At 45.9% G+C, this 17,998-nt stretch carries 19 protein-coding genes; 4 read left to right on the forward strand and 15 right to left on the reverse strand.

All coding sequences use genetic code 11. From position 1 onward, the window contains the following. Nucleotides 1-2: 2 nt before the first annotated feature. Genes nuoK through AC9UGD_RS03810 form a run of 12 tightly spaced genes read right to left on the reverse strand, consistent with a single transcriptional unit; the run spans nt 3 to nt 10,820 of the window. Entirely contained in the window at nt 3-302 is a 300-nt protein-coding gene (gene nuoK, locus AC9UGD_RS03755; protein WP_509569743.1) for an NADH-quinone oxidoreductase subunit NuoK, read from the reverse strand. Then, nucleotides 303-1,094 carry an NADH-quinone oxidoreductase subunit J gene (locus AC9UGD_RS03760; protein ID WP_509569746.1) on the reverse strand — a complete coding sequence of 264 codons (792 nt, stop codon included), beginning with the start codon at nt 1,092-1,094 and terminating at the stop codon, nt 303-305. Continuing rightward, the gene (gene nuoI, locus AC9UGD_RS03765; protein ID WP_509569748.1) at nt 1,095-1,706 is read right to left on the reverse strand and encodes an NADH-quinone oxidoreductase subunit NuoI; all 612 of its coding nucleotides are present in this window, start codon (nt 1,704-1,706) and stop codon (nt 1,095-1,097) included. Further along, nucleotides 1,699-2,949, reverse strand: coding sequence for an NADH-quinone oxidoreductase subunit NuoH (gene nuoH, locus AC9UGD_RS03770; protein WP_509569750.1), 1,251 nt, complete (start codon nt 2,947-2,949; stop codon nt 1,699-1,701). The genes nuoI and nuoH overlap by 8 nt, the downstream gene beginning before the upstream one ends. Beyond that, nucleotides 2,946-5,294, reverse strand: a complete 2,349-nt coding sequence (locus tag AC9UGD_RS03775; RefSeq protein WP_509569752.1) for an NADH-quinone oxidoreductase subunit G — start codon at nt 5,292-5,294, stop codon at nt 2,946-2,948. The genes nuoH and AC9UGD_RS03775 overlap by 4 nt, the downstream gene beginning before the upstream one ends. Further along, nucleotides 5,295-6,575, reverse strand: coding sequence for an NADH-quinone oxidoreductase subunit NuoF (gene nuoF / locus AC9UGD_RS03780; RefSeq protein ID WP_509569754.1), 1,281 nt, complete (start codon nt 6,573-6,575; stop codon nt 5,295-5,297). Beyond that, nucleotides 6,575-7,201 carry an NADH-quinone oxidoreductase subunit NuoE gene (gene nuoE, locus AC9UGD_RS03785; protein ID WP_509569757.1) on the reverse strand — a complete coding sequence of 209 codons (627 nt, stop codon included), beginning with the start codon at nt 7,199-7,201 and terminating at the stop codon, nt 6,575-6,577. Before nuoE ends, nuoF begins: the two co-directional genes overlap by 1 nt. Beyond that, nucleotides 7,201-8,538: an NADH-quinone oxidoreductase subunit D gene (locus tag AC9UGD_RS03790; protein ID WP_509569759.1), complete on the reverse strand. Its 1,338-nt coding sequence runs from the start codon at nt 8,536-8,538 to the stop codon at nt 7,201-7,203. Before AC9UGD_RS03790 ends, nuoE begins: the two co-directional genes overlap by 1 nt. Continuing rightward, nucleotides 8,535-9,161 carry an NADH-quinone oxidoreductase subunit C gene (locus AC9UGD_RS03795; protein WP_509569762.1) on the reverse strand — a complete coding sequence of 209 codons (627 nt, stop codon included), beginning with the start codon at nt 9,159-9,161 and terminating at the stop codon, nt 8,535-8,537. The genes AC9UGD_RS03790 and AC9UGD_RS03795 overlap by 4 nt, the downstream gene beginning before the upstream one ends. Next, entirely contained in the window at nt 9,161-9,718 is a 558-nt protein-coding gene (locus AC9UGD_RS03800) for a NuoB/complex I 20 kDa subunit family protein (RefSeq protein ID WP_509536800.1), read from the reverse strand. Before AC9UGD_RS03800 ends, AC9UGD_RS03795 begins: the two co-directional genes overlap by 1 nt. Nucleotides 9,719-9,721: 3 nt before the next feature. After that, entirely contained in the window at nt 9,722-10,087 is a 366-nt protein-coding gene (locus AC9UGD_RS03805) for an NADH-quinone oxidoreductase subunit A (protein ID WP_509569765.1), read from the reverse strand. Nucleotides 10,088-10,127: 40 nt separating this feature from the next. Next, nucleotides 10,128-10,820 carry a demethylmenaquinone methyltransferase gene (locus AC9UGD_RS03810; protein ID WP_509569768.1) on the reverse strand — a complete coding sequence of 231 codons (693 nt, stop codon included), beginning with the start codon at nt 10,818-10,820 and terminating at the stop codon, nt 10,128-10,130. 59 nt (nt 10,821-10,879) lie between these two features. Between AC9UGD_RS03810 and AC9UGD_RS03815 the strand changes: the two genes are divergently transcribed. Together AC9UGD_RS03815 and AC9UGD_RS03820 are read left to right on the forward strand one after the other, a co-directional pair. Continuing rightward, entirely contained in the window at nt 10,880-11,464 is a 585-nt protein-coding gene (locus tag AC9UGD_RS03815) for a biotin transporter BioY (RefSeq protein ID WP_509569770.1), read from the forward strand. Between the two features lie 2 nt (nt 11,465-11,466). Next, the gene (locus AC9UGD_RS03820; protein WP_509569773.1) at nt 11,467-12,687 is read left to right on the forward strand and encodes an isochorismate synthase; all 1,221 of its coding nucleotides are present in this window, start codon (nt 11,467-11,469) and stop codon (nt 12,685-12,687) included. On the opposite strand, the gene menD is transcribed toward AC9UGD_RS03820, so the two are convergent. The 3 genes from menD to menB are packed head-to-tail and all read right to left on the reverse strand — an operon-like array spanning nt 12,680 to nt 16,023. Further along, nucleotides 12,680-14,254, reverse strand: a complete 1,575-nt coding sequence (gene menD / locus AC9UGD_RS03825; protein ID WP_509569776.1) for a 2-succinyl-5-enolpyruvyl-6-hydroxy-3-cyclohexene-1-carboxylic-acid synthase — start codon at nt 14,252-14,254, stop codon at nt 12,680-12,682. The two genes, AC9UGD_RS03820 and menD, sit on opposite strands and share 8 nt — an antisense overlap. Beyond that, the gene (locus AC9UGD_RS03830; RefSeq protein WP_509569778.1) at nt 14,251-15,180 is read right to left on the reverse strand and encodes an o-succinylbenzoate synthase; all 930 of its coding nucleotides are present in this window, start codon (nt 15,178-15,180) and stop codon (nt 14,251-14,253) included. The genes menD and AC9UGD_RS03830 overlap by 4 nt, the downstream gene beginning before the upstream one ends. 3 nt (nt 15,181-15,183) lie before the next feature. Then, complete coding sequence (gene menB, locus AC9UGD_RS03835) at nt 15,184-16,023, reverse strand: 1,4-dihydroxy-2-naphthoyl-CoA synthase (RefSeq protein ID WP_509569988.1); 840 nt, start codon at nt 16,021-16,023, stop codon at nt 15,184-15,186. An 80-nt stretch (nt 16,024-16,103) separates the two neighbouring features. On the opposite strand from menB, the gene AC9UGD_RS03840 reads away from it, so the two are divergent. Both AC9UGD_RS03840 and AC9UGD_RS03845 read left to right on the forward strand, forming a co-directional pair. Continuing rightward, a complete protein-coding gene (locus AC9UGD_RS03840; RefSeq protein WP_509569781.1) occupies nt 16,104-17,156 on the forward strand; it encodes an AMP-binding protein in 1,053 nt (350 codons plus the stop codon). Next, nucleotides 17,149-17,997 carry a 1,4-dihydroxy-2-naphthoate polyprenyltransferase gene (locus AC9UGD_RS03845; protein WP_509569784.1) on the forward strand — a complete coding sequence of 283 codons (849 nt, stop codon included), beginning with the start codon at nt 17,149-17,151 and terminating at the stop codon, nt 17,995-17,997. The genes AC9UGD_RS03840 and AC9UGD_RS03845 overlap by 8 nt, the downstream gene beginning before the upstream one ends. Nucleotide 17,998: the final 1 nt, after the last annotated feature.

Consider the following 17,998-nt stretch of genomic DNA (forward strand, 5'->3'; position numbering starts at 1 on the left):
CTCTAGCGCTTCAACAAACTAGCATCATCAACAGATGCTGATCGGCGGGAACGATAGATGGTGACGATAATTGCTAAACCAACTACAACTTCGCACGCTGCAACAACCATCGTAAAGAAAGCCATTACCTGACCATTGAGATCACCATTGATTCGTGAAAATGTTACAAATGAAAGATTCGCAGCATTTAGCATTAACTCAATACACATGAAAACAACTATTGCGTTGCGGCGGACAACAACACCAACTGCGCCAATAGTAAATAGCAGCGCGGAGATGTAGAGGTAATTGGAAGCGTCCATTTACTTCTCCTCCTCAACCTTGGTGTTGATTTCGCTGAGATCAAACTTCTTGTAATCCAACATGTCTCCACGTGCTTCTAGGCTTGCATTTACCGATGCAGCAGCAGGTGTTCCGTCAGGAAGTAGAGCCGGCACATCAACCGCGTTGTGACGAGCGTAAACACCTGGGCTGGGCAGACCCGCGGCAGTTGCCAAAGATTCACCGCGGAAGCGATTGATAGACAACTGTCGCTGTGTTGGCCTGGTAGTTGTTCGTTGATGATGGGCTAGAACCATTGCACCCATAGCAGCTGTAATCAAAAGCGCGGAAACAACTTCGAATGGCCACACATACGTACTGAACAAAAGTTTGGCAATGCCTTGAACATTTCCTTCAGCATTTGCACCTGATAAACCAACAACACTGCGACCAATGGTTGCTTGACCTATCAATGAAACCATTAAGCCACCAAAGCCGACCGCTGCTGTAATTGCTATCGGGCGAAGTCCAGGAATTGTTTCAGTTAATGAATCAGAAGAATCAACACCAACCAACATCAAGATAAACAAGAAGAGCATCATCACTGCGCCGGTATAAACAACAATCTGAACGATTCCTAAGAAGGCCGCATCTTGTGCGATATAAAAAATCGCCAAAACGACCATAACAAAAGCCATCAAGATTGCAGAATGCACCGCCTTTTTAACGAGCAGCATTGCAAGTGCTGCAACTACTGCAAGTGGGCCAAGAATCCAGAACATTACAGCTTCTGGTTTAGCGGTCTGTCCGACCTCGAGAGCTAATTGCAACACTTACTTGGCCTCCTGTGAAGGATGAGAATGCTTTACATCACCGTTGTAATAATTGGTGTCATTCATATCTGGATACATCGGATGCGGTGGCATCAACATTCCTTGACGTAGTGGCGCTAGCAGATCTTGCTTTTCAAAAATTAACTTTGCACGAGTGTCATCGGCTAGTTCATATTCATTTGTCATTGTTAAGGCACGAGTAGGGCAGGCCTCAATACATAGACCGCAGAAAACACAACGCAGGTAATTAATCTGATACACCTTGCCGTAGCGCTCACCTGGTGACATTCGATTTTCTTCAGTGTTTGTTTCACCTTCAACATAAATAGCATCTGCTGGACATGCCCAGGCACATAGCTCGCAACCAATGCACTTTTCCAACCCATCTGGGTGGCGATTCAATTGATGGCGGCCATGAAAACGCTCTTCAGTTGGCGCTTTTACTTCTGGATACTCAACTGTCAAAGGCTTCTTAAACATTGTAGAAAATGTGACCCAGAAACCCTTCATGCTGCCAAAGAAACCAACCGCAGGAGCCTGCTCTACTTCATAAAATTCAACATCGTTAATGCCTAGATCTTTTGGCTTTAACGGTTCTAGGTTTTCACTCACGGTTGTCTCCTACCTTCTGTGACACATTGATAGTTGAAACTTCCATTGGTAAAGAAGGCACCGCAAATTTTGGCGCTTCTTTATTATCGCCATCTGCAATTGCTTGATCTTTTTTCTTTTTAGCGGTTTCAAATCCAACATTAACCGCCATGATGATAAAGACGATGCTGCTCGCAAAAGCGATAATTACTGCTCTTGGTGCATTCTGCAATGAAAGCACGCGAAGCGTTGCAACAACCAGGATCCAAACAATTGACACTGGAATCAATACTTTCCAGCCAAACTGCATGAACTGGTCGTATCGCAAACGTGGAAGTGTTCCACGTAGCCACACGAATACAAAGAAGAAGGTAAGCACTTTGAGGAAGAACCAAATTGCGGTGAACCAGCCACCTAGCCAGCTTTCAGTAAATCCAAGTCCCGGTGGAGCTTTGTAGCCACCAAGGAACAAGGTTGTTGCTAATGAGGATACTGCAATGATGTTTACATATTCAGCCAAGAAGAAGAGTGCGAACTTTAGTGATGAGTATTCGGTGTGGAATCCACCAACAAGTTCACCTTCAGCTTCGGCAAGGTCAAATGGTGCACGGTTTGTTTCACCAACCATTGAAATTACAAAAATTGCAAAAGATGGGAATAAGACGACTGCGTACCACCATGATGATTGCGCAGCCACGATGTCTGATGTTGACATTGAACCGGCATAGATAAATACCGCAACTAATGAAAGTCCCATTGCAATTTCATATGAAATTACTTGAGCACTGGATCTAAGTCCGCCAAGTAACGGATATGTGGAACCTGAAGACCAACCAGCTAACACGATCCCGTAAACACCAATTGATGCAATTGCAAGAATATACAAAACACCAACTGGAAGATCAGTTAGTTGCATTGCGGTTTGGCGGCCAAACATTGTTACCTCGCCAGTAATTGGAATCACGGCAAAGGACATAAAGCAGGTAGTAGCACTAATAATTGGTGCCAGCACAAATACGACTTTGTCAGCAGCGGTAGGAATAATGTCTTCCTTTAGCGCCAACTTAACTCCATCAGCGAGTGCTTGGATTAATCCAAATGGACCGACACGGTTTGGGCCTGGGCGTTGTTGCATACGACCAACAACACGGCGTTCTCCCCAGACGGACATCAGTGTCAGTAATACACAGATCGCAAAAACGATTAATGCCTTTACAGCGATTAACCAACCTGGATCTGATGCAATCAGCTCTGCATTTGTCATGCTTTCACCACCGTAACTACTGCGCCATGTGCGACGCCTAGGTTTACCAACAATTGAGATCCTCGAGAATTTCGGGGAGCCCACACTGCATCGTCATGAATATTCTCAACTAAAGCTGAAAGTGTTACTGATCCTTGCTGTGTTGAAATCTTAACTAGGTCTCCATCAACAACGCCCATCCCCTGAGCTCGCTTAGGAGAAATAACTGCAACTGTACGTCGTGCGGTTCCTGCAAGATTTTCTTCACCCTGTTGCAAAGTGCCAAGATCTAGCAAACGTCGCCATGAAGTAATGAGTGCCTGATCTGCAGTCATTACAGGTTGTGCTGACGCACTGATTGAATTAAATGAAACTCGCGCGCCTTCCCATTTGCCAATTGATGCAATTTCCTTGATGGCGGCGGTGACTGTTCCTAAGTTAAGTGGGGTACCAATTTCTTCAGCGATCATGGAAAGAATACGAAGATCGCTGCGATTTAACGAGTCGTTAACCGCTGCATCAAATGAACGAGGTCGGCCTTCCCAGTTAAGGAATGAACCAGATTTTTCAGTGACCGCGGCGACTGGCAATACAACATTTGCTCGCTCAGTAACCGCACTTGGTGCAATTTCAAGTGATACAACAAATGCCTTTTCAAGTGCTGTAAGTGTTGCGGCGCTGTTATCACCGTCTAGTGGGTCTACGCCACCAACAATGAGGCCACCAATTTGTCCGGCATTTATGGCATCAACAATTTGTGAGGTACTGCGACCAATTTCAGTTGGAATCGAGTTTGTATTCCACAGCGCTGCAATATCCACGCGGGCTGCTGCATCTGTAACTGGGCGTCCACCTGGTAACAAATTGCCGATTGCACCAGCTTCTAGTGCTCCACGCTCACCTGCGCGACGTGGAATCCAAGCAAGTTTTGCACCACTTGAATCAGCAAGTGCTGCAACTGCGCTCAATGCGCCAGCACTTTCAGCGGCACGTTCTCCGACAAGAATTATAGATTTATTCGTTAAAGACTGCGCAGCAATTGCTGCAGCTTCTTGTCCCGGTGCAACCTTTACAAAATGTGCCTTTAACTTCTCGACCGCAATTGATTCCTTAGATCCAATTGAAACAACCTTCAGTGCGCGCTTGCGGAACTGCTTGTTAATGCGCAAGAAAACGATTGGTGACTCTTCTTCTGGCTCAAAACCAACCAGCAAAACTTGATCGGCCTTATCAATATCGCGGTAGGTTGTTGATGAGCCAACAACACGAGCTGCAAGGAATTCACGTTCTTCATCAGATGAAACTCGTGAACGGAAATCAATATCGTTTGTACCAAGTGCAACGCGCGCAAACTTGCTGTATCCGTAGGCATCTTCATACGTTGTGCGACCACCAACAAGTACGGCTGACTTTGCAGCCTTTAATCCTGCTGCAGCAACTGCCAACGCTTCTGGCCATGATGCTTCTTCAAGTACTCCATCAGAATTACGAATCTGTGGAACCTTTAGGCGATCAACAGCTGTTACATATTTAAATGCCCAACGACCCTTGTCGCAGTTCCATTCTTCATTTACAGAGGCATCATCACCTGCAAGGCGGCGTAGTGTTTTTCCACGACGAACATCGGTGCGCATATCGCAACCTGATGCACAGTGTTCGCAGGCAGATGGTGTTGAGACTAAATCAAAAGGTCGTGCACGGAAACGGTAGGCAGCGCCAGTGAGTGCACCTACTGGGCAAATCTGAACAGTGTTTCCAGAAAAATAAGATTCAAAAGGTTTGTTTTCATAGATACCAACTTGCTGCAAAGCACCACGTTCATTCAAGGTAATAAATGGATCGCTAGCAATTTGCTCAGAAAAACGAGTACAACGTGCACACAAAACGCAGCGTTCGCGATCCAGTAACACTTGTGAAGAAATATTGACTGGCTTTTCAAATGTGCGCTTTACGCCTTCAAAACGGCTTGAACCTTGGCCTGTACTCATTGCCTGGTTCTGCAATGGGCATTCGCCACCTTTGTCACACACTGGGCAATCAAGTGGGTGGTTTACCAGCAAAAGCTCCATAACTCCGCGCTGTGCTTTCTCAGCAACTGTCGACGTTAATTGTGTTTTTACAATCATTCCTGTTTCAACAGGAATTGTGCACGATGCTTGTGGTTTTGGAAATGCGCGACCGTTTATTTCGATGTCAACTAAGCACTGTCGACAAGCGCCAACAGGATCAAGTAATGGGTGATCGCAAAAACGTGGAATCTGAATTCCAAGTTGTTCTGCAGCTCGAATAACTAATGTTCCCTTTGGAACAGTAACTTCAAAACCGTCAATTACAACGGTAATCATGTCTACAACTTCATTTGTCATTTATGCACCAGCCCCGGCAAATAGAGTTGAGGCAACTGGATCAAAAGGACAACCACCTTGTGTTAAGTGGGCAATGTACTCATCACGGAAATATTTAATGGAAGATGTAATTGGACTAGTTGCACCATCACCAAGTGCGCAGAAAGAACGTCCCATAATGTTGTCGCAGAGATCGAGTAATTTGGCTAGATCAGCTTCGGTGCCTTTACCTGCTTCTAGATCGCGAAGAATTTGTACCAACCACCATGTGCCTTCGCGACATGGTGTGCACTTTCCGCATGACTCGTGCTTGTAAAACTCTGTCCAACGCAATACTGCACGAACAACACATGTTGTCTCATCAAATATTTGTAATGCTTTAGTTCCAAGCATTGACCCTGCAGCAGCAACGCCTTCGTAATCCAAAGCAACATCAAGATGTGCATCTGTAAACAATGGTGTTGAAGATCCACCAGGTGTCCAGAACTTCAAGGTGTGGCCCGGACGAACTCCGCCAGCCATATCTAGAATTTCACGAAGCGTAATTCCAAGCGGTGCTTCAAATTGACCTGGATTAACAACGTGCCCTGACAGCGAATACAGCGTTGTTCCCTTGCTCTTTTCGGTTCCCATTGATTGGTACCACTCGGCTCCGTTATTAACGATTGCCGGAACTGATGCGATTGATTCAACGTTATTTACAACGGTTGGGCGTGCATAAAGGCCTGCAATTGCAGGAAATGGTGGGCGCAAGCGAGGTTGACCACGGAAACCTTCGAGTGAATCAAGGAGCGCAGTTTCTTCGCCGCAAATATAAGCACCAGCTCCGATATGTAGAACTACATCGATTCCATTGCCAAGAATTCCGGCTGCATAGGCATCTTCGATTGCTTGGTTAACACGACGAACAACATGTGTAACTTCGCCGCGAATATAAATAAATGCATGCTTTGCACGGATGGCGTGGCACGCGATGATGCAGCCTTCAATTAAGACATGCGGATTAGCCATCAAAAGTGGTGTGTCCTTACATGTACCAGGTTCTGATTCATCTGCATTTACAACTAAGTAGTGGTCCTTGTTATCGCCTTGCGGAATAAAGCCCCACTTCATTCCAGTTGGAAAGCCTGCGCCTCCACGACCACGAAGTCCAGAATCTTTAACAAGTTGAATCACTGCATCTGGATCCATAGCAAGTGCTTTTGTAGCTGCTGTATATCCACCGTGACGCTTATAGCCAGCAAGTGTGAATGAATCTTTTTCATCCCAATGCGCAGATAGGACAGGAGCTAGCTTTGTCATCACTTGCCTTCTTTCGAAAGTTTCAAACCAAGCAATGTTGGCTCTCCGGCCTGAACACCTTCGTGCGCAAGTCCATCATTTAATCCCGCAAGTACCGCTGATGCTTCTTTCCAAGTAACCAACTTGTTAGGACCACGTGTTGGAGGCTTTGGATTTCCTGCACGCATCGAATCAACTAAATCTTTTGCGGACTCAACTGTTTGGTTGTCATAAAATTCCCAGTTCGCCATGACAACCGGAGCGTAATCACACGCTGCATTGCACTCGATGTGTTCTAAAGAAACTTTGCCATCAGGTGTGACTTCATCGTTTCCGATACCTAGGTGATCTTTGAGTGAATCAAAGATTGCGTCCCCGCCCATAACTGCGCACAAAGTATTGGTACAAACACCAACGTGGTACTCGCCTACTGGCGTTGGCTTATATTGGGTGTAAAAGGTAGATACAGCAGTCACTTCAGCAGCTTCTAATTGAAGAACCTTTGCAATAACTTCAATACCTTCGTTGGTTACATACCCTGCTTTTGACTGTACGTAATGCAACAAAGGCATGATCGCAGAGCGTGGGCGTGGGTAACGCTTAATAATTGAATCCATAATCTGGAAATCTTCATCTGAATATGCCATTAGCGATCAACTCCTCCCATAACTGGATCGATTGATGCAACCGCGCCGATGATGTCGGCAACCATGCCACCTTCACTCATTGCAGCTGTTGCTTGTAAATTATTAAATGATGGTTCACGGAAGTGAACACGATACGGACGAGTTCCTCCATCAGAAACCACAGAGGCGCCTAATTCTCCGCGAGGAGATTCGATTGCTACATATGCCTGACCAGCAGGAACATGGAAACCTTCTGTTACTAATTTGAAGTGGTGGATCAAAGACTCCATTGATGTACCCATAATTTGGCGGATGTGATCAAGTGAATTACCAAGTCCATCGCCACCCATTGCAAGTTGTGCAGGCCACGCGATTTTCTTGTCCGCAACCATTACTGGTGCTCCATGAAGTTTTTCTAACTTATCAACACACTGTTCGATAATGCGAAGTGATTGCTCTAATTCATTCATACGAATTAAGAAACGACCGTACACATCGCAAGTATCTGCAGTTACAACATCAAAGTTGTAGTTTTCGTAACCACAATATGGTTGAACCTTACGAAGATCCCATGGCATTCCGGTCGAACGAAGTACGGGACCGGTGATTCCAAGAGTTGTACATCCTGCAAGATCTAAATAACCAATTCCTTGTGTGCGCTTCATCCAAATTGAATTTCCAATAAGCAAGGTTGCGTTGTCTTTAAAGTTTTTACGCATCAGCTTTACGCCATCGCGGATCTTGGTAAGAGCACCTTCTGGAAGATCTTGTTGAACTCCACCTGGACGGATGTACGCCATATTCATGCGCAATCCAGTGATCATTTCGAAGATTTCAAGAACAGTTTCGCGATCGCGGAAGGCAAAAAACATAGGTCCCATAGCGCCTAATTCGAGAGCACCGGTCCCAAGTGCAACCATGTGCGATGAAATTCGGTTGAGCTCCATCATCATCACTCGAATAACAGATGCCCGCTCTGGAACATCATCTGTAATCCCTAACAATTTTTCAATTGCCAAGCAGTAAGCAGTCTCGTTGTGAAGTGGTCCTAAATAATCCATGCGAGTGACAAAAGTTGTCCCCTGAGTCCAGTTGCGGTACTCCATGTTCTTTTCAATACCAGTGTGCAGATATCCAATTCCGCAACGCGCTTCTGTAACAGTTTCGCCTTCAAGTTCAAGAACCAAACGAAGTACACCGTGTGTTGACGGGTGTTGTGGACCCATATTTACGACGACGCGTTCTTCTTTGGTTGCGCCAATATCTTGAACTAATACATCCCAGTCACCACCAGTAACAGAGAAAACTTTTCCTTCGGTAGTATCACGCGAAGGTGCGTATGGATCAAATGTTGTCACTTGTAGCTCCTTCTTTCACTAGGAGGCGGTGTGGTTGCACCCTTGTACTCAACTGCAATTCCTCCGAGTGCGTAATCTTTACGTTGTGGGTGACCTTCCCAGTCATCTGGCATCAAGATACGAGTTAAGCCTGGGTGGCCATCAAAAATAATTCCGAACATGTCGAAGGTTTCACGTTCATGCCAGTTATTGCCGGCCCAAACTTCGACCAAAGATGGAATATGTGCGTCAGCATCTGCAACTGAAACCTCTAAACGAATACGTTGATTCTTTGTCATGGACAACAATGGGTACACAGCATGTAATTCACGGCCTGTTTGTTCTGGGTAATGAACTCCGTTGACCCCCATGCACATTTCAAACTTCAATGTGTCGCGCAAGATCAAGGCAACTTCTACTAACTTTTCACGCTTTACATGCAAAGTTATTTCGCCGCGATCTACAACAACGCGTTCGATTGCATCTGAAAATTCTGGATAAGCGCGCTCTAGATCATCGGCAACATCATCAAAATAACCACCGTATGGACGCTCAGAAGAGCCTGCAGTACTGGCTTTACGAACTAAACCACCGTAGCCAGATGTGTCGCCCGTACCTTTTGCGCCAAACATTCCATCAGTCATTACGCAAGCAAGCCCTTCATCTCGTGAGTTGGCTTTGCGTTCATCGCTGCAAGTTCAACTTCCTTAATGATCTGAGCACGGTTTGCACCAAGTTTTGTCTCATTGATCTGCTCGTGTAATTTCAAAATTGCATCAAGCAACATCTCTGGACGTGGTGGGCAACCAGGCAAGTAAATATCAACCGGAACAATGTGGTCTACGCCTTGAACGATTGCGTAGTTGTTAAACATTCCGCCTGATGATGCACATGCACCCATGGCAAGAACCCACTTAGGTGCTGACATTTGATCATAAATCTGACGAAGTACTGGTGCCATCTTGTTTGATACGCGACCAGCAACGATCATTAAATCTGCTTGGCGTGGGGATGCGCGGAAAACTTCTCCACCAAAACGAGCAATGTCATATTTTGCGGCCGAACCAACAGCCATCATTTCAATTGCACAACATGCAAGTCCAAATGTTGCTGGCCACAATGAGTTCTTGCGCATATATCCTGCAAGTTTTTCAACTGTAGTTAATAAGAAACCACTTGGGATTTTTTCTTCAAGACCCATTGTTTAGTCCCATTCCAATCCGCCGCGGCGCCACACATATGCATATGCAACAAAAACTGTTCCGATAAAAATTGCCATTTCAACTAAACCAAACAAACCAAGAGCATCAAATGAAACCGCCCATGGGTAAAGGAAAACGATTTCGATATCAAAAATGATGAAAAGCATTGCAGTTAAGAAGTATTTAACTGGAAAACGTCCACCTTCAGCTGCTTGCGGCGATGGTTCGATTCCACATTCGTAGGCATCCAGCTTTGCCCGGTTGTATCTAGCTGGGCCTGCGAGCGCACCTGCGATTACGGAAAAGAGCGCGAAGCCAAAGCCAATGGCGCCAATCACCAAAATCGGGACGTATGGATTGGAGGTCACGGTCGAAATCCTAAGGTCGATTGGCCTATGCCAGTGACCGCTAGCCCTTTTTCCCGCTGTGAACTGCAACAACCCCAAAAGTTAAATTCTTCCAGCTGACATCGCGCCAGCCAGCCTTTTCCATCCGCGCTGCTAGTCCTGCTTGATCTGGCCAAGCCCTGATCGATTCGGCCAAGTAGACATAGGCATCTGGGTTTGAAGCGGTTTTTTTAGCAATAGCAGGCAATAGCCGCATTAAATACTCCGTGTACAGCGTGCGGAACGGGCGCCAGGTTGGGTGGCTGAATTCGATAACCACCATCCGCCCACCTGGTTTGGTGACCCGTAAGGCCTCGGTTAGCGCCTTATCGAAATCTGCGGTGTTTCGGAGCCCATAAGAAATAGTGACTACATCAAAGGTATCGGCCTCGAAGGGCAGATTGAGGGCATCAGCCTTGGAAAAATTGAGATACGGGCGGGCCTTTCGACCCTGGGCCAGCATTCCCTCGCTGAAATCAGTGGCAAAAACCGTTGCCCCAGCCTTAAACAGCGGTTCGGATGAGGATCCGGGGCCTGCTGCTAGATCCAAAATCACCATTCCGGGCTGTGGAGCGATGATCTTTGTTGCCGCTTTACGCCACGCCTTGGTTCGGCCCAGGCTCAAAAGATCGTTAACAAGGTCATACCGCTTGGCAACCCCATCAAACATTGCCGCGACCTCATCAGGATCTTTGCTCAAATTAGCGCGGGACATAGGCATATTCTCCCTTGAAGTAGGCTCATCCACAACTTAGGTACATCGAAAGGCTCACCATGTCGCTATCTGCTACATCGCTTCGCACTTCACTTATCCCCCGCTCTACAGCTCTTTCAAACGCTGTTCTGGTGGTCAGTGGAGTTCTTGGCTTGGCAGCCTTGGCGCAAATTGCGATTCCGGTTCCTGGATCTCCGGTTCCTGTTACTGGTCAAACTTTGGGTGTCTTGATTCTTGGAACTGCATACGGATCGACTTTGGGTGTCACAACTTTTGCCATTTACATCTTGGCTGGAGTTGCGGGTGCACCGGTATTTGCAAATAGCGGCCATGGTTTGGATCGCATAGTTGGTGCAACCGGTGGTTACTTAATCGGAATGTTAGTTGCAACTTTTGTGTTGGGTCAGCTTGCACGTTTTCGCCTAGATCAAAATTTTTTAACCGCGCTTCCATCGATGTTAATCGGAACCATTACTACTTTTGCATTTGGTCTTGTGTGGTTGCACCAATACACCGGACAAAGTTGGGATTGGACGATTAAAGCAGGACTTACTCCATTTATCGTTGGTGAAGTATTAAAGATTGCAATTGCCGGAACTTCGTTGCCTGTTGTTTGGCGCTTTCTTAACCGCAAAAATTCGTAACAATGACACAACTCATACCCATCACAACTACTCGCTTAGGCGAGCATTTGCCATTGCTGGAATTACTTCCAGATTCAAATCCACTTGCCTGGGTCCGAAGTGGTGATGGTTTGGTTGGTTGGGGCACTTACGCGACCACAACAGTTAGCGGTCCTCACAGATTTGCAGATGCTCGTCACTGGTGGCAAAAGCAGTTAGAAAAATTAGCGGTCACAAATACCGTTCATGGCAGCGGGACTGGCCCAATTGTGTTCACATCTTTTTCGTTTTCACCTGATGATGTTTCGGTCCTTGTGATCCCACAAGTAATTGTTGGATCTAAGGGTGAAAAATCTTGGATTACGTGGATTGGGTCAGATCCTCAACCACTACTAAAAACCGCCCCTGATCACATTTCTAACGCTGAAATGAGCTGGGATGAAAACTCGCAATCTGACATTGATTGGAAAAACCGCGTTGCAACAGCGGTTGCACGCATCCAATCAGGGGATTTGGACAAGGTTGTTTTAGCTCGAGATATAACAATTAAGTCCAGTGAAAGTATTGATCCACGGGCTATCTTGAACAAACTAGCCGACGAGTATCCATCAACTTGGAAGTATTTAATTTCAGGGTTGGTTGGTGCTACCCCTGAACTCTTGCTTCGTTTATCGCGTGGAATGATTACTTCACGAGTCCTGGCGGGCACAATTAGTAAAACCGGAGATGATGCAAAAGATCTAGCACTTGCCGCATCACTTGCCCGTTCATCAAAAGATTTAGCAGAACATGAATATGCGGTGCGCTCCGTTGCAGATGCAATAGAACCTTTTTGCTCATCAACAAATGTTCCTGAATCCCCATTTGTATTACACCTTGCAAATGTTATGCACCTTGCAACTGATGTGACAGGTGCATTAGTTGAAACACTTGCCCATACTGATGCCTTTACAATTCTGGAGCAATTGCACCCAACAGCTGCTGTTTGCGGAACTCCCCGACCAAAAGCTGCTGCTCTAATTACCGAAATTGAAGGAATGTCTCGTGGTCGGTATGCAGGACCTGTTGGTTGGGTAGATGCAGCAGGTGACGGAGAACTTGGAATTGCACTTCGGTGTGGACAAATAAATGGTGACACTATTCGAATTTTTGCTGGCTGCGGAATTGTTGATGGTTCAGATCCTGATATTGAATTAGCTGAAACGTACGCGAAGTTTTCACCTATGCGAAGCGCTCTTAAATAGAGGAAAGTGCGTCCATAATCTTTTTTAAGTTATCTGCATTTGTTTCGCGATCAGGTACATCACACACAACAACACTAATTCCAGATATCGGGGCCTTTATTTCTGCCTCTAACTCTTTCAGGGTTGTGATTTGCTTGGCAGCTAGTCCCATCGCCTGAGCAATTGCAGCTGGATTCAAGCCATGCGGTGTTCCAAAAACTGTTTCAAAGCCATTTACACCGCGCTGTGGGAGGGTTGAAAAGATTCCACCACCATCATTGTTTATCACTACAAATCGACAGTTAATTGCTTCCTTAGTAATTAACCCTGTTAAATCATGCAAGAAAGAAAGGTCGCCAAGCAACGCAATTGTGGCCTTGTGACAGTAGGCAACTCCTAGAGCTGTTGAAATATTTCCATCAATGCCTGCTAATCCACGATTAGCGTAGGTGTGAACTCCGCTTCTAGGTTGGGCAAAACCTTCTAGATCTCTAATTGGCCGTGATGAAGAAACAAACAACGCTGTGTCGTTAGGGATTGCTGCAGCAATTGTTCGTGCAATGACCGCCTCATTCCATCCGTCTAACGATTCGATCAGCTTTTGTGCGCGCTCAGAAACCTTGTTCCACTTTGCAAGCCATTCATCAGATTGGATAACACCTTGAAGATCCGGTAACTCTGTAAATTTGCGATCAGCTTGGCGATCAGAATCCACTGTTGCAAGTCGTTGGTCTACTACGTATGTGATCGGGCTCGACTTGATAAACGCATTTATGGATCGTGACAAAGTAGTTCTACCAATAACAAGAACAGATTGTGGAATCAATGTGCTGCGTATTTCTGGTGAAGCTAAGAAAATTGAAGCATGTGCAATTGCATCTGGAAAAGAGAGAGGGTCTTCAGCGATTACTGGCCAACCTAAAATCTTTGCGAACTGTGTTATTTCATTAACTGTTAAACCACCACGATCATGCCCAATTACGACTACACCGCGCGCACCAACCAAGCGAAGTGTGCCCCGCTTAGTACGTGCGACAAACTCTTTTGGTGACACATTGATTTGTGAAAGCCAATCTGAAGAATCATCTGACAATAAAGGTTCATCGAATTGCAGATTTAAATGAATAGGCCCAGTTCGCAAACTATCTAGTGGCAATTCCATTGGGTAAACAGGACCATCAATATCTGCAAAGTAACGAACTGCTTTGCCAAATATTCGCGCTTGTTCTGTCGTTTGATTTGCACCGGTTTTGCGCAACATCGCTGGTCGATCTGCCGTTAAAACCATCAGTGGTGCATTTGTGTGGCTGGCTTCGAGCACCGCAGGATGGTAATTCGCAACTGCTGTGCCACTCGTACACACCACAGGTACTGGCCGGCCAGTTGATTTTATAATTCCTAGTGCAAAAAATGCAGCGGTCCGTTCATCAATGCGCACATGTAGCTTTATTAGGCCTTCTTGCGATGCTTCAAAAAAAGCCAAGGACAAAGGTGCATTGCGCGAACCAGGAGAAATAACTACATCTGTAATCCCTGCTTCAATGATTTGGCGAACGATTACGCGAGCTAGCGAGGTTGAATTATTCACTTCAGCAGCTCGGCAGTTCTCATAATCCGATTCTTCCACCATTCGAAGCGATCTGCACTTACATCTAAGCCTTCAAAATTAGGAACTACATCACCTATCGCAATCTTTCCATCAACTATTGGCAATTCGGCTACGTTCTTTGCCAATAGCGAACCTGTGCCAAGTCCACAATCAAATTTCATCTCCTCAAATGAAGCAGCCAAGGTAAGCCCATAATTCATTCCAACAGCACTTTCTAGGGCACTGGAAACCACAACAGGCAACTTGTGATGTTCTGCAAGTTTATGCGCACGTTTGATACCACCGAGTGGTTGAACCTTCAACATCAAGTAATCAATAGCTCCAGCTAAATCAATGGCAAAAGGATCTTTTGCTTTACGCAGTACTTCGTCGCCAACAATCTTCACAGCAACCCGCTGTTTTAATTCTCGAAGTTCTTCAATTGATGCGCACGGTTGTTCAACATATTCAATTTCCCCTACCGAATCCAGAAATGAAACAGCCTGATCAACTTTCCACGAGCCATTAGCATCGATGCGAATTTTGGCACTGGGGCGTAGGGACCTAATAGTGCTTATGCGTGCAAGATCTTCGGAAAGGTTTTCTCCCACTTTTACTTTAAAAGTTGAAACACCCGGAAAAGAGTTCACCACTCTTTCTAAATCTTCCACTTTGTTAAGTGCAGGAATAGTTCCATTGACCGATACATGCGTGCGATGTAGCTGCGGTTTTGGCTGGGTTGCCGCTTCAATAGCGCAGGCTAACCATGGGGCAGATTCAGCATCGTCGTACTCAAGAAATGGCGAGAACTCCCCCCAGCCATATTCGCCTTGAATTAAAGCAACTTCGCGAACAGTTATGCCACGAAAATTTGTTGTCGTTGGCAGCGCAACTACACGCAATGTCTTTAGAAGCAATTGATCCATGGATTATGGGCGCTTTGGAAACTTCCCGAAATCAGGAGCGCGCTTTTCCTTATATGCATCGCGACCTTCTTGGCCCTCTTCTGTCATGTAGAACAACAAGGTTGCATCGCCTGCAAGTTGTTGCACCCCTGCAAGGCCATCAGTTGCAGCGTTCAAACTTGCCTTTAGTAGGCGAAGTGCCATTGGAGAATTACGTAGCATTTCGCGACACCACGAAACAGTTTCTGCTTCTAACTCGGTAATCGGAACAACAGTGTTTACAAGTCCCATATTCAGCGCTTCTTGTGCATCGTATTCACGGGTCATAAACCAAATTTCGCGTGCCTTCTTTTGACCAATATGTGCTGCCAATAATCCAGCGCCATATCCACCATCAAAAGATCCAACCATTGGCCCAGTCTGACCGAACTTTGCATTGTCAGCTGCAATAGTTAAATCACAAACAACATGCAAGACATGTCCTCCGCCAATTGCCCAACCAGCGACCATTGCAACAATTGGTTTTGGTGTGCGACGAATCTGAACCTGAAGATCTAGAACATTAAGGCGACCGATTCCCTTTTTGGCTAACTTGTCATCGCCTAAATATCCATCATCACCACGAACGCTGATGTCTCCACCAGAACAAAAAGCTTCGGTACCTTCACCAGTAAAGATGATTACGCCAACTTCTTCATTGTCGCGTGCTAAATCAAATGCTTCGATTAATTCAATAATTGTTTGGGGGCGAAATGCATTACGAACCTGCGGGCGGTTGATCGTAATCTTGGCGATGCCATCGCCCATTTGATATTTGATATCGACAAAATCTTCTCCGCCGGGTGCTGTGACCCATTGTGGAATCTCTCGGCTACCAAATTCGCGCTTGATCGGCTTGCTCACATTTCCTCCATCGTCGTTGCTAGCGATAGCCTACGGTGGCCATGGATACCTCGTCACAACGAAAGATTCTGCGGGTCAGCCCAGCATGCGAAATCTCCCAAATTGCGCGAGAAATCACAGCGGCACTCGTGGGCGATGGCCCCACCCTTGGTTTCGGAGAAATTTCATCTGAATTTGCACCTAGCTACGCCGCTGTTGCGATCGGAACATCTGGCACAACCGGAACTTCCAAAGAAGTTCTACTGACATCAACGGCGTTAATTTCATCGGCCCGAGCTTCCAATACATTCATTGGTGCCAAGCCTGGCCAAACCTGGTCACTATTACTTCCGCTGACTCACGTGGCAGCTGTCAATGTCATTGTGCGCTCAATGGAATTAGGAACTACACCAATTGATTTACGCGATTTCCATGGTGACTATCCAAGAGCAAACTACACCGCAATTGTTCCAACTCAATTGTTTCGTGCGTTAAATGGAGACCAACGTTTATTGGACCACCTTAAATCTGCAAACGCTGTTCTGGTAGGTGGCGCTGCTCTGTCTTCATCACTACGTAACCAAGCCGAATTAGCAGGAATCAAAGTGGTCACAACATACGGAATGACTGAAACATGCGGTGGATGTGTTTACGATGGCACCGCTCTTGACGGAGTAGAAATTGAAATTCGAAAGGGCAGAATTTGTATCAAGGGTTCTGTCCTGGCAGCTTCAATTGCACTCAATGATGGTTGGTTTGAAACAAATGATTTGGGTCATTACGACAACCAGCAATTAGTTGTAACTGGAAGAGCTGATGATGTCATTATTTCTGGTGGAGAAAATCTCTCACTCAATGCTGTTGAAAATTCATTATCTGTTGCTTTCCCAACTACTCTATTTGCCGCGTTTTCAGTTGAAGATCCACAATGGGGACAGAGTTTGCATATCGCGGTGGTCGGAGCCATTAGCGATGATGAAATTGCGATGCACCTTGAAAAGAATCTTGGTCATTTTGCAAAACCAAAAGGCATACATCACATGACATCGTTACCATTGCTGGGTATTGGCAAGATCGATCGAAAGAGTTTGGCGGAAGGTATTGCGCATGAATAAATGGATACTAGGTGCGCGTCCCCGCACTCTGTCGGCAGCAATTGCGCCAGTAGTCATTGCGTCAGCATTGGCAGGTTCAGAATTTAATTGGTTCCGCGCACTATTAGCGCTCAAGGTTGCAGTGTGGCTGCAGATCGGCGTCAACTACGCCAATGATTACAGCGATGGGGTTAAGGGAACTGATGAAAATCGAATTGGCCCAACTCGTTTAGTTGCAAGCGGTTTAGCTTCGGCTACAGCTGTTAAGAATGCAGCTTTTATCTCTTTTGCAATCGCAAGTATTGCTGGTGTTTGGTTGTCCCTAATCACTTCACCATTACTAATTTTGGTTGGCATGCTGGCAATTACTGCAGCATGGGGGTACACCGGTGGAAAGAATCCATATGGATACAGTGGCTTGGGTGAAGTTTCAGTCTTTACCTTTTTTGGTTTGGTTGCCACCATGGGTACGTTCTACGCCCAAACAGAAGAGTTCACCGCCCTCAGTTTGATCGTCGCAATTCCGATGGGTGCTCTTGCATGTGCGATCTTGGAAATAAACAACATTCGAGATCGGGCACAAGATGAACAAGTTGGAAAACGGACACTGGCGGTACGACTCGGTGACACTAAGGCCCGCCAAGTATTTGTATCACTCTTGGTCTTGGCTCATTTGGCTGCAATTGCCACTCTGATTCCATCGGCATTACTAACTCTGCTTGTTACGCCTTTGAGTTACTCAATTTCAAAGACCGTTCTAAGCGGTGTTTCTGGAAAAGATTTAATTCCAGTATTAGGCCGAACTGGCAAGCTTCAACTTATGTTTGCCATAGTTTTTGCTGTGGCCTTAGCGATACAATAAA

It is taken from the genome of Candidatus Planktophila sp., from assembly GCF_044232745.1.
Classification (GTDB): domain Bacteria; phylum Actinomycetota; class Actinomycetes; order Nanopelagicales; family Nanopelagicaceae; genus Planktophila.